This is a genomic window from Cyanobium sp. BA20m-14, from assembly GCF_024346295.1.
Window position 1 is genome coordinate 1 of sequence record NZ_JAGQCR010000091.1, and the last position, 11,398, is coordinate 11,398.

The 11,398-nt window shown below is 68.2% G+C and carries 13 protein-coding genes and 1 tRNA gene; 10 read left to right on the plus strand and 4 right to left on the minus strand.

What is annotated here, in order from left to right; translation table 11 throughout:
- Positions 1–502 (plus strand): NFACT RNA binding domain-containing protein (locus tag KBZ07_RS09835; protein ID WP_254931445.1); only part of this gene is annotated, 502 nt, incomplete at its 5' end.
- Positions 499–1,314, plus strand: a complete 816-nt coding sequence (tatC, locus tag KBZ07_RS09840) for a twin-arginine translocase subunit TatC (RefSeq protein WP_254931446.1) — start codon at positions 499–501, stop codon at positions 1,312–1,314. The genes KBZ07_RS09835 and tatC, both read left to right, overlap by 4 nt.
- A gap of 25 nt (positions 1,315–1,339) precedes the next feature.
- Here the strand turns inward: tatC and KBZ07_RS09845 are convergent, their stop codons facing one another.
- The gene (locus KBZ07_RS09845) at positions 1,340–1,681 is read right to left on the minus strand and encodes a DUF3067 family protein (protein ID WP_197153556.1); all 342 of its coding nucleotides are present in this window, start codon (positions 1,679–1,681) and stop codon (positions 1,340–1,342) included.
- Positions 1,682–1,837: 156 nt separating this feature from the next.
- Here KBZ07_RS09845 and petC point away from each other — a divergent pair, with 156 nt between their 5' ends.
- The 4 genes from petC to cobM are packed head-to-tail and all read left to right on the plus strand — an operon-like array spanning position 1,838 to position 4,998.
- Positions 1,838–2,398 (plus strand): cytochrome b6-f complex iron-sulfur subunit, encoded by a 561-nt coding sequence (gene petC, locus KBZ07_RS09850; RefSeq protein ID WP_254931447.1) that lies wholly within the window; start codon positions 1,838–1,840, stop codon positions 2,396–2,398.
- 46 nt (positions 2,399–2,444) lie between these two features.
- Positions 2,445–3,380, plus strand: a complete 936-nt coding sequence (gene petA, locus KBZ07_RS09855) for a cytochrome f (RefSeq protein WP_254931448.1) — start codon at positions 2,445–2,447, stop codon at positions 3,378–3,380.
- A complete protein-coding gene (gene lgt / locus KBZ07_RS09860) occupies positions 3,377–4,237 on the plus strand; it encodes a prolipoprotein diacylglyceryl transferase (RefSeq protein WP_254931456.1) in 861 nt (286 codons plus the stop codon). Before petA ends, lgt begins: the two co-directional genes overlap by 4 nt.
- The gene (gene cobM, locus KBZ07_RS09865; RefSeq protein WP_254931449.1) at positions 4,234–4,998 is read left to right on the plus strand and encodes a precorrin-4 C(11)-methyltransferase; all 765 of its coding nucleotides are present in this window, start codon (positions 4,234–4,236) and stop codon (positions 4,996–4,998) included. Before lgt ends, cobM begins: the two co-directional genes overlap by 4 nt.
- On the opposite strand, the gene KBZ07_RS09870 is transcribed toward cobM, so the two are convergent.
- Entirely contained in the window at positions 4,960–6,438 is a 1,479-nt protein-coding gene (locus KBZ07_RS09870) for an FAD-dependent oxidoreductase (protein WP_254931450.1), read from the minus strand. The genes cobM and KBZ07_RS09870 overlap by 39 nt on opposite strands.
- A gap of 68 nt (positions 6,439–6,506) precedes the next feature.
- Between KBZ07_RS09870 and KBZ07_RS09875 the strand changes: the two genes are divergently transcribed.
- Positions 6,507–6,578: transfer RNA gene (locus KBZ07_RS09875), tRNA-Val, on the plus strand.
- A gap of 72 nt (positions 6,579–6,650) precedes the next feature.
- Complete coding sequence (locus KBZ07_RS09880; protein WP_254931451.1) at positions 6,651–7,403, plus strand: helix-turn-helix domain-containing protein; 753 nt, start codon at positions 6,651–6,653, stop codon at positions 7,401–7,403.
- On the opposite strand, the gene KBZ07_RS09885 is transcribed toward KBZ07_RS09880, so the two are convergent.
- The gene (locus tag KBZ07_RS09885; RefSeq protein ID WP_254931452.1) at positions 7,384–8,994 is read right to left on the minus strand and encodes a Ppx/GppA phosphatase family protein; all 1,611 of its coding nucleotides are present in this window, start codon (positions 8,992–8,994) and stop codon (positions 7,384–7,386) included. The two genes, KBZ07_RS09880 and KBZ07_RS09885, sit on opposite strands and share 20 nt — an antisense overlap.
- A 90-nt stretch (positions 8,995–9,084) precedes the next feature.
- Here KBZ07_RS09885 and KBZ07_RS09890 point away from each other — a divergent pair, with 90 nt between their 5' ends.
- Both KBZ07_RS09890 and KBZ07_RS09895 read left to right on the plus strand, forming a co-directional pair.
- A complete protein-coding gene (locus tag KBZ07_RS09890; RefSeq protein WP_254931453.1) occupies positions 9,085–9,969 on the plus strand; it encodes a 4-hydroxybenzoate polyprenyltransferase in 885 nt (294 codons plus the stop codon).
- Positions 9,966–10,880, plus strand: a complete 915-nt coding sequence (locus KBZ07_RS09895; RefSeq protein WP_254931454.1) for an LD-carboxypeptidase — start codon at positions 9,966–9,968, stop codon at positions 10,878–10,880. Before KBZ07_RS09890 ends, KBZ07_RS09895 begins: the two co-directional genes overlap by 4 nt.
- Here KBZ07_RS09895 and KBZ07_RS09900 read toward each other — a convergent pair.
- The coding region (locus KBZ07_RS09900) for a 2-C-methyl-D-erythritol 4-phosphate cytidylyltransferase (RefSeq protein WP_254931455.1) at positions 10,868–11,398 on the minus strand (531 nt) is incomplete at its 5' end. The two genes, KBZ07_RS09895 and KBZ07_RS09900, sit on opposite strands and share 13 nt — an antisense overlap.

Below are 11,398 nucleotides of genomic sequence, written 5' to 3' on the forward strand. Positions count from 1 at the left end.
CGATCAGGCAGAAAGCCTCAACCAGGTGCTGGGCCTTGCCGCTGACCTAGAAACCCTGGGCGGTTTGCCTGGCCGCAGCGTGCCCCGCCGGGCCAGGCCCGGCTCCGCGGTCGAAGGCGTGCCCCAGCCCCTGGAACTGCAAACCGCTTCCGGCCTGCCCCTGCAGGTGGGGCGCAACCACCGCCAAAACGACTGGATCAGCCTGCGGCAGGCCCGCCGCGGAGATATCTGGTTCCATGCCCAGGAAGTGCCGGGGAGCCATGTGGTGCTGAAGAGTTCCCAGCGGCTGGCCAACGAGGGCGATCTGCAGGCCGCCGCCGATCTGGCGGCCCACTTCAGCCGCGGCCGGGGCAACCTGCGGGTCCCGGTGGTGATGGTTCCCACCGAAGACCTACAGCGCATTCCCGGGGCCGCGCCCGGTACGGTGCGCCATCGCGGCGGCACCGTGCTCTGGGGCGAGCCCCAGCGCGCTCTTAGCCTGCTAGGGGAACTGTCACCATGAGCGCCGAATCCGATCCAGCCAAACCAGGGAGTCCGGATCTGCCCCAGCCAGCTCCGCCCCCCATCCGGCTGGCCAGTCAACCAAACCTCGAGGAGTTTCCTGGGGAGGTGGAGATGAGCCTGGTGGACCATCTCGAGGAGCTACGCCGGCGGGTGCTGCGCAGCCTGCTGGCGGTGCTGCTGGGCGCCGCTGGCTGCCTGCTGGCAGTCAAGCCACTGGTGCGCCTGCTGGAAATGCCGGCCGATGGCATCCGCTTTCTGCAGCTGGCGCCAGGGGAATTTCTGTTCGTATCGCTGAAGGTGGCTGGCTACGCGGGGCTCAGCCTGGCCCTCCCCTATGTGCTCTACGAGGGGCTGTCCTTTGTGTTGCCCGGTCTCAGCCGCAGGGAGCGGCGACTGGTGGCGCCGGCGGTGGCGGGCTCAGCCGTGCTGTTTGCGGCCGGACTGGCCTTCGCCTGGTGGGCCCTGGTGCCTGCGGCCCTGAACTTTCTGGTGAGCTACGGCGCTGACGTGGTGGAGCCGAGCTGGTCGATTGAGCGCTACCTGGATTTCGTGCTGCTGCTGATGGTGGCAACGGGCCTGGCCTTCCAGCTGCCCGTGCTGCAGCTGCTACTGGGTGCCCTGGGGCTGGTGCAGGCCAAGGCCATGATCTCGGGCTGGCGCTGGGTGGTGCTGGCAAGCGCCCTGGCCGGGGCCGTGCTCACCCCCTCCACCGATCCGGTGACCATGCTGCTGCTCTCCGGCGCCATCACGGCCCTCTACCTGGTGGGCATCGCCCTGGTGGCCCTGAGTGAAAGGCTGCGCCCCGCCTGAGCAGCCCGATTCAGAGCATCCCGACTTAGAGCAGAAACTCGCTGGCCCGCCCGGCAGGAATCTCTAAGGCCAGTCCCATCGCCCGCCCCTGCCTGGGCTTGTCGGTGGTAGTGAGCAGCCAGTGCCGCACCTGGCCCGCCACCCCCAGACCATTGAGCAGCCCGCTGAGCTCCTCCAGCTTGAGGAGATAACCCTCCTGGCTCAGCGGAAAGGACTGCTGCTCCAGGTAGGCCCACATCACCTGCAGATAGATGCGGCCCCGCCGTTGCACCAGCTGGAGGTCGTAGGAAACCTGCCAGCGGGCCAGCAACAGGTCCCAAACCTCCTGGCCCGAGAGAGTTCCATCGCCTTCGCCGGGAACCGGCATGGGGCTGGGAGGCAGGGGCAGACCAGGGCTCACGCGACGCTGGCGGCAAGGGATTGCACAACAGCATGTTGCAGCCACCGCTGAGAGGCCCCAGGCGGGCTCCTGGCCGCACAGGCAAGGTTCATAATGGGCAACACGTTGTCCCGGCAAGCCGACATGACCCAGCTGCCTGCGAGCGCTTCCACTGGCGCCTCAAATGGTGATGTCCCCGGAATGGGTCGTCGGCAGTTCATGAATCTGCTGACCTTCGGGTCGGTCACTGGCGTGGCCCTGGGCGCCCTCTATCCGGTGGCCCGCTACTTCATCCCCCCCAAGGCCGCCGGCAGCGGCGGCGGCACCACCGCCAAGGATGAGCTGGGCAACACCGTTACGGCCAGCGGCTGGCTCAGCACCCACAAGGAAGGCGACCGCAGCCTGGTGCAGGGACTCAAGGGTGACCCCACCTACCTGCTGGTGGAGGGCAGCGATGCCATCGGCAGCTACGGCATCAACGCCATCTGCACCCACCTGGGCTGCGTGGTGCCCTGGAACAGCGGGGCCAATAAGTTTATGTGCCCCTGCCACGGCTCCCAGTACGACGCCACCGGCAAGGTGGTGCGCGGCCCGGCCCCGCTCTCCCTGGCCCTGGCCCACGTTGCGGTGGAAAACGACACCGTCTTCATGAGCCAGTGGAGCGAAACCGACTTCCGCACCGGCGACAAGCCCTGGTGGGCCTGATCCCCCGATCCCCGTTTCCCCTTCCCGTCTGTCGCCTGATCCCGTGATGCGTCGTTCCCTCTCCCTGCTGTTCGGCTCCCTGATCGCCTTTGCCGTGCTTTTGACCGGGGCCAGCCCCAGCTGGGCCTACCCCTTCTGGGCCCAACAGAACTACGCCAGCCCGCGGGAAGCCACCGGCAAGATCGTTTGCGCCAACTGCCATCTGGCCAAGAAGGCCACCCGAATCGAAGTGCCCCAGGCAATCTTCCCAGACACCGTCTTCAAGGCGGTGGTGGAGATCCCCTACGACACCAGCGTGCAGCAGGTGTCCGGTGACGGCAGCCCCGCAGGCCTGAACGTAGGTGCGGTTGTGATGCTTCCCGATGGCTTCACCCTGGCCCCCCAAGACCGGCTCAGCGATGAATTGAAGGAGGAAACAGCGGGCATCTACTACACCCAATACTCCGACGACCAGCCCAACATCCTGCTGGTGGGTCCAATTTCCGGCGACCAGCACCAGGAGATTGTCTTTCCGATCCTCTCCCCCGATCCCGCCACCGACAGCAGCATCCACTTCGGTAAATACCAGATCCACGTGGGCGGCAACCGGGGCCGGGGCCAGGTGTACCCCACCGGTGAAAAGAGCAATAACGGTGTGTTCAATGCGCCTGTGACTGGCAGCGTTTCGGCGATCAGCGCCGGAGACAATGGCTCCTCCCTGGTGGAGATAACCGCCCCTGATGGCAGCACGGCCACCGAAACCGTGCCCGCCGGCCCCTCCCTGACGGTCGCCGTGGGCGATGCGGTCACGGCCGGTGCGGCCATCACCAACGATCCCAACGTCGGCGGCTTTGGCCAGCTCGATGCGGAGGTGGTGCTCCAGAACCCCGTGCGGATCTACGGGCTGCTGGCCTTCTTCGCCGCCATCGCCCTGGCCCAGATCATGCTGGTGCTCAAGAAGCGTCAGGTGGAGAAAGTCCAGGCCGCAGAAGGCATCGTCTGACCAGCGTGCTTGCCATCTTCACCTCCCCGGGGCCCCTGGTTTTCCAGCTGGGTCCCATTGCCTTGCGTTGGTATGGGCTGCTAATCGCCATCGCCGTGCTGCTGGGTCTCACCCTGGCCACCAGGCTTGGCCGGGCCCGCGGCATCGAACCTTCCCTGATCGCAGACCTTCTGCCCCTGTTGGTGCTGGGGGCGGTGCTGGGTGCCAGGCTCTATTACGTGCTCCTGGAATGGCGACAGTACGGCGGCAACTGGCTCGATGCCCTGGCCATCTGGCGCGGCGGCATCGCCATCCACGGCGCCCTGCTCGGTGGCAGCCTCGCTGCGGTGCTCTTCTGCCGCTGGCGCAGGCAGCCCTTCTGGCCCCTTTTGGATGTGCTGGTGCCCGCGGTCGCCCTGGGCCAGGCCATAGGCCGCTGGGGCAACTTTTTCAACTCAGAGGCCTTCGGGCTGCCCACCGATCTGCCCTGGAAGCTGTTCATTCCACTGCCTTTCCGGCCCAGCGAATTTCTCGACCAGGCCTACTTTCACCCCACCTTCCTCTACGAATCCATCTGGAATCTGGGGGTTTGCATCCTGCTGTTGCTCCTGTTCCGCGCCGCCAGCAGGGGCCGCATCCAGCTGTTGCCAGGGACCCTCAGCTGCGTCTATCTGCTTGCCTACAGCAGCGGCAGGGTTTGGATCGAGGGGTTGAGGACCGATCCCCTCTGCCTGCTCGCCGCCCCGCCCTTCTGTGAGGGCGGCCTGCGCATGGCCCAGCTCGTGAGTTTGCTGCTAATCGGCCTGGGCGGTGCTGGCCTCTGGTGGTTGTACGGCCGCCACCGCCCCCTACCCGACCCCAGTGGAGTTTCTGCTTGACCAGCCCTACCGTTTGGATCGTGGGTGCGGGCCCCGGCGCCCCCGACCTGCTCACCCTGCGCGCGGCCAGGCTGCTGGAGCGGGCGGAGGTGCTGGTGTGGACCGATTCCCTGGTCAATCCCCAGATCGCTGCCCTACCTCCGGCGAGCTGTGAACAGGTGCGCACCAGCAGCCTCACCCTCGAGCAGGTGCTGGCAGTGGTGCTGGATCGGGCCCGCGCCGGCAAGACCGTGGTGCGGCTCCACGACGGCGACCCCTGCCTCTACGGCGCCATCGCCGAGCAGATCTGCCGCCTGGCCGATGCCGGTATCGCCGTTGAGGTGGTGCCGGGCCTGAGTGCCTACCAGGCTGCCGCCTCGGCCCTGCAAAGCGAACTCACCATCCCCGGGCTGGTGCAGACGATTGTGCTCAGCCGCACCGGTGGCCGCACGGGCGTGCCCGAGCGCGAGGCCCTGGAGCACCTGGCAGCCCTGCGAGCCTCCCTCTGCCTCTATCTCAGCGCCCGCCATGTCGAGGAGGTGCAGGCCGAGCTGCTGCGCCACTACCCAGCCGACACCCCCGTGGCGATTGGCTACCGGGTGAGCTGGCCCGACCAATGGCTCAGCGTGGTGCCCCTGGCCCAGATGGCCCAGGTGAGCCGCGAACGGGGCCTGATTCGCACCACCCTCTACGTGGTGAGTCCTGCCCTGGCGGCGCTGGCCGAATCCCGCTCCAAACTCTATTCAGCCAGCCACAACCACCTCTTCCGCGGCGGCATCTGAGACCCTCTCGCCGTAGAGCTCCCGGGCCAGCCGGTCGCGATCAAACCGGCAACCCAGTCGCTCGGCGATGGCCGCCACATCCCGGGCCCCATTGCCGAGGCAGCAGGTGCCGCCGGGAGAGGGGGTGACGTTGAAAACCAGGCCTGGGCGGGCGGCGATGCTGGCCTCGCCCAGCATCAGCTTGCGATTTGCCTTGTCAATCAGCTGGGGACGCACGCCCCCATAGCCCTCCGCGAAGCTGAGGTCGCCCAGCTCCATGCTGGGCACGATCTTGCGGGCATCGGCCAGAAACAGGCGCCGCCGCAGCCAGGGCACCTCAAACAGCAGGTTTTTAAAGATGTAATTGCGGATGTCAGCGGTGCGCAGCAACTGCCAGAACACCGCGAGCACGGCCCAATCCAGCCGCAGCACCTGCAGGAACCCCCAGAACGAGCCTGGCTTATAACGCTCCAGCAGCGGCAGCAGCAGGGCCGTGGGGCCGAAGCGGGTCTTGCCAGGGGCTCGCACATCCGGGTCGCCATGGATGGCAGCGAAGGGCAGCTTGTCGTTCTGAACCGTGTACACCTTGCCCTGGAGCAGGTCGGGGGTGAAGTAGAAGCTGCCGGCCACCGGCAGGCAGGAATACTCCAGACCAAAACCCATCCGTTGGGCCATCAGCAGGCTGTGGGCGCCGGCATTCACCACCACATGGCGAGCCCGGACACTGCGCGGAGCCTGGCCTGCAGCGCTGGTGCATCCAGCGGTGGCAACCAACTCCACCCGATAGCCCTCACCCTCCGGGCTGATCGCGGCCACACTGGTGCCGAGCTGGAGGCTGAGCTGGCGGCCGCTGCCGACCAGTGCCTGCCGGGCCTGGGCCACAAAGGAGGCCGAGAGCTCCTCGTAATCCACCGCGGTGTAGGTGCTGCGAATACCGATGGCCACCAGCTCCTCTGGGCGCATTTGGCCATTGACAAAGCCCACCTGGGGCTCCCAGCTGGCTATCTGCTGCTTGTCGAGCAGCTCCATGGCGGGGAAGTGGGGCGAAAAGCGCTCAAAACGCTCCCTTAGAAAGGCGCACTCCCGCTCGCCCACGCCGAGCACCATCTTTGGGGTGCGAAACACGCAGCGCTTGCGGGTCTCTGGATCGAGCAGATCGGCGTAATGGACGATCATCTCTGCCGTGCGCTTGACCAGCAGGGCCTTCTCCAAGGTGTAATTGGTCTCGATGTCGCCGCAATGGATCGTCTGGCTGTTGTTGGAGGCCTTGGAGTTCACCCGGGCCAGGGCGTCATAGCGCTCCACCAACAGGAGGCGATCGAGGTCCGTGTAGCGGGCCAGCTCGAACAGCAGGGCCGTGCCGCACACGCCGCCACCCACGATCAGCACGTCAACGTCAAATGGGGCCGGGCCGCCAGAAGGGGCCAGGGGCGACTCAGTTCCAGGGGGTTGGGCGCTCACGCGATGCGGCTGGCTCTGCCCCATGGTGGCCGATGGGCTGCCTGCGGTGTTTTAGGCTCAGGGAGTGCGGGCGATTAGCACAGCGGTAGCGCACTTCCTTCACACGGAAGGGGTCACTGGTTCGAATCCAGTATCGCCCATCTGAGCAGGGTCGATGTCAGACCCCCAACCAGCAGGCAGAATTGCTACAGCTTTTCGCCGACCTGACCCAATTGCCGGCCCCCTCCCCCAATAACGCGACTGGCGGCCTTTCAGCCCTAGGGGAGGCCCTCCGCCATGGCCGCGAGGCCCAGGGTCTCAGCATTGCCGAGCTAGCTGGTCGGCTCAATATGGGCCTGGAGCAGCTCCAGGCCCTAGAGGCTGCTGATGCCAGCCGCCTGCCCGAAGCCGTATTCGTGATCGCCCAGGCCCGCAGGGTGGCTTCCAACCTGGCAATCGATATCAGTGGCCCCCTGCAGATGCTGCGCGCCAGCGGGCCATTCCAGCCCCAGGCCGCCAGGGCTAAAACCCCGCCCGCCCCAGGGCCAGCTGGCCGCAGCCCACGCCCAAGCCCACGCCCACAGATCCTGAGGCCCCTGGCCCTGGCAGCAGCAATCCTGGCTGGGGTGGCAACGGGAGGGGTTTTACTGCGCCAGCAATGGTTGCAGCAGCGCGCCCAGCCTGGGCCTGCCGGCAGCCCCATCGCTGTCCCAACGGCAGCCCAACCTGCGGCTGTCGCCGCCAGCAGCCCGGATCTCGTGCTGCGCAGCCAGGAGCCCAGCTGGCTGGAGGTGAAGGCCGAAGCAGGCAAGGTCCTCTTCCGCGGCACCTTCAGCGGCGAGCGCCGCTTCCCCCTAGGAGGCGGGCTACAGGTGCTCGCCGGGCGACCCGACTTGGTGCAGGCCCAGCTGGGCACCGCACCGAGCCGGGCCCTCGGCTCGATCGATCAGGTGCGCTGGCAGCGTTTCAGTGCTCCGGCACCCTGAGCTCCAGGCCGCAGGCCTCCCGCACCACGGCAGCGCAGGCCTGCAGGCTCCAGCGCTCCAAGCTGAGATCCACCTGCGGCTGCCCGGGGGCAGCCGCCACGGGTTGCAGAACGATGCCCACGGCGCCGTCCTGCCGTTGCACCTGGAAAGCGGCGATTACCGGGGCCGGCCGGCGGTCTAGGGCGGCGGCCAACCGCAGCAGCAGGGCCATTGAACTCACCGTGCGCCGCTGCTCGCGGCCCTCGATCAGCTGCCACGACTCATGCCGTTTCTTCGGCAAGCTGCGCCGGTGATAACGACCGATCGCCGCCACCATCAGGTGCTCCAGCTCGGAGTAGCCCAGCAGCTCGCCATGGCGAATCAGATACCAGCTGTGCTTGTGGTAGGCCGAAATATTGATGCTCTTGCCACAGGTGTGGAGCTGGGCGGCGGCCCAGAGCAACTCCCGACCTGGGCCTTCGTCAGCGTGGAGCAGCCCGCGGGATTGGTCGTAGAGGCTCAGGGCGTGGGCCGCGACCCGATCGGCCCGGGAGGGGTCAACGCCAAAACCCTGGGCCAGGTGCAGAACCGTGCGCTCCCGGATCGTGCTCTGGAAGGCGAAGCGATCGTCCAGCAGCCCATTGCGCAGCATCCAATCGACAATCAAACCCTCCCGCAGGCCCCGATCACACACCACCAGCTCCCGCACCTGCAGCATGGCCATCGCGGTCTGCAGGATCAGCGCCCCGGGCACGATGATTTCGGAGCGCCGCTCATTGATGGCGCTCAGGGCCCGGCGCTGATCCGGGGTCATCGCCAGCAGGCGGGCGGTGAGCTGGTCGATGCGCTCCCGGCTCAGCCGGTAACCATGGAGCTTGAGCGGGGGCTTGGGGTCTTCGGCCGCCGCCAGGGCCGCCAGGGCCATCGCCGTGCCGCTGGTGGCCACCATCAGCGGCTGTTCACCCGGCCGCAGGGCAGCCTTCACTTCGGCAACGGCCGGATCCAGGGCCCCTTGGATATAGGCCTGCAAAAATCCCCGGCGATCGGCGGGGAGCGGGTCCTGCTGGCAGAACTCCCGCTGCAGCCGCACCGCACCGATACGGGTGCTACTGAGGCAGCGGGCATCACGACCGTCGGCCAGCACCAGTTCGGTGGAGCCGCCACCGATATCGATGATCAGGTGAGGTCGGTCGGCAAAGGCCATGCCCGAGAGCACCCCCAGATAGATAAGCCGGGCCTCCTCCGGGCCACTCACCAGATCCACATCCAGCCCCAGCTGCTCCTGGAGGGCCACCAGGAAATCCCGACCGTTGGGGGCCTCCCGCACGGCGCTGGTGGCCGCGGTAACGATCTGCTCTACGCCATGGCTGAGGGCCAGGTCGCGGTTGTGGCGCAGGGTGCGGAAGGCTCGCTCAATCGCCTCAGCGCTCAGATCGCCACTGTGGGGATCCCTGTCGCCAAGCCGGGTGGTGGCCTTCTCGGCCAGCACCACGCTGAAGCTGCAGAGCTTGGGATCCACCTCCGCCACCAGCAGGTGGATCGAATTGGTGCCGATGTCGATTGCCGCCACCCGGCGCCGGCCGGCCGGCTGAAGGTTGGGGACCTGGTCCATCGGGCTCGGCTGCTGCCGCTAGGGCGCCACTTTGCCATCTGCGGGCTATCCCACCGGCACCCCTAGGGTGCGGCGCAACGGAAAAAGAGCATGGCCTCCTCCCAACTGCGGGCCTGGCTGGAGCTGGTGCGCTGGCACAAGCCCAGTGGCCGTTTGATTCTGCTGATTCCAGCCGGCTGGAGCCTCTGGCTCGCCCCCCATGCCCCGCCGCCAGCCCAGCTGGTGGGCGGGATCGTGGCCGGGGGCCTGGCCGTGAGCGCGGCCGGCTGCATCGCCAACGACCTCTGGGACAGGCGAATCGACCCCCTGGTGGAGCGCACCCGCACCCGCCCCCTGGCCGACGGCCGGGTCAGCGTGGCCGAAGCGCTGCTGTTGCTGCTGCTCACCCTGCTGGTAGCCCTGGGGGTGGTGGTCTGGGGCCTGCCGCCGGAGAGCCGTGGGGCCTGCCTGGTGCTGGCGATCGCCGCCCTGCCGCCGGTGCTGCTCTACCCCTCGGCTAAGCGCTGGTTTGCCTATCCCCAGCTTGTGCTTGCCCTCTGCTGGGGCTTTGCCGTCCTGATCCCCTGGGCGGCCAGCACGGGTTCCCTGGCGGGCGGCTGGCCCCTGGCCCTGGCGTGGCTGGCCACCCTGCTGTGGACCTTCGGCTTCGACACGGTGTATGCCATGGCCGACCGCGACGACGACCGTGCCATCGGCGTGCGCAGCAGCGCCCTCAGCCTGGGTGAGCGCGCACCCCTGGCGGTGGCCCTCAGCTACGGCCTGGCCAGCCTGGCCCTGGGCCTGGCGGCAGGACTCCAGGGCACTGGCTGGATCACCTGGCCCCTCGGCCTGGTGGCAGCTGCCGGCATGCAGTGGGAAGCGGCCCTGCTGAGGCGCCCGAATCTGCCCCGCTCGGCCTTCGGGCGCCATTTCGGCCGCCAGGTACAACTCGGTGGTCTGCTGCTGCTCGCCCTGGTGCTGGGCCAACTGCCATGAAGCAGCCAGCGCCACTCCAGCCCGGGGACCGGGTGCAGATGGTGGCAGCCAGTTCGGCCCTGATTGGGGACGCTGCCCTGGCCCGCCTGGCTGCCGGCATCTCGGTGCTCGAGGGGTGGGGACTGGAGGTGGAGCGCCCCCCCCTGGCTGGGCGGAGCTGGGGCTACCTGGCCGGCCGCGATCAGGAGCGGCGCGGCGACCTGGAGGCCGCCGCCCGGCGGGGCGCCGACCTGCTGGCCTGCGTGCGCGGGGGCTGGGGCGCGGCTCGCCTGTTGGAGCAACCCCTGGCCCTGCCCTGCCGCTGGCTGCTGGGCTTCTCCGACGTCACCTCCCTGCTCTGGGCCCAGCTGGCCCAGGGCCAGGGTGGCGCCATCCACGGCCCCCTGCTGACCACCCTGGGAGCCGAGCCCGCCTGGAGCCAGGAGCGGTTGAGGGCCGTGCTGTTCGGCGAAACCCTCGCCCCCCTGCAGGGTGAGGGCTGGGTTGGCGGCAGCGCCAAAGGGCCGCTGCTGGCGGCCAATCTCACCGTGGCCACCCACCTGCTGGGCACCCCCCACCTGCCCGATCTGCGCGGCGCCATCCTGGTGCTGGAGGACGTGGGCGAAGCCCCCTACCGGATCGAGCGGATGCTCACCCACTGGCGCCTGTGCGGGGCACTGCAGCAGCTGGGCGGCATCGGCCTGGGGGCATTCAGCGACTGCGATGGGAGCTCGGGGGGGGCAAATTCAGATTGCTTCTCGCTTGAGCAGGTGCTGCGTGAGCGCACCGCCGACCTGGGGATGCCGGTGGTGGCTGGGCTGCCCGTGGGCCATGTGACCGGCAATGCGGCTTTGCCCCTGGGGGCCATGGCCGAGCTCGATGGCGACAGCGGTCAGCTGACACTGCGGCCAGCTGCAACTCAGCTCTGGTGAGCAGCTGGCCTGGTCGAGAGCACCGCTGCCGCCACGCTGAGATCGAAGGGGGTGGTGAGCTTGATGTTGGAGGGCGGCCCCTCCAGCACCTGCACCGGCAAGCCGAGCAGTTCAAACAGGGCCGCGTCGTCGGTGACACTCCAGCCCTGCTCCCTGGCGCTGGCGTGGGCAGCCCGCAGCTGGTGCACGGGAAAGCCCTGGGGGGTCTGGGCCGCCCAGAGAGAGCGGCGATCGGGGGTGGCGGTGATCGTGCCCTCGCCGTCCACCTGCTTGATCGTGTCGGTGACCGGGGTGGCGGCAATCACGGCAGCCCCGCCGGATACGGCGGCGGCACAGCGCTGCAGCAACTCGGGCTCCACCAGGCAGCGGGCGCCATCGTGAATCAGCACCCCCTCCGCCTCGGGCGGCAGCGCCGCCAGACCCAGACTCACCGACTCTTGGCGCGTGTCACCGCCGACGAGCCAGCGGACCGGCCGGTCTGGAGAAGCCGCCGCCACGATCGCGGCGATCGCCTCCCC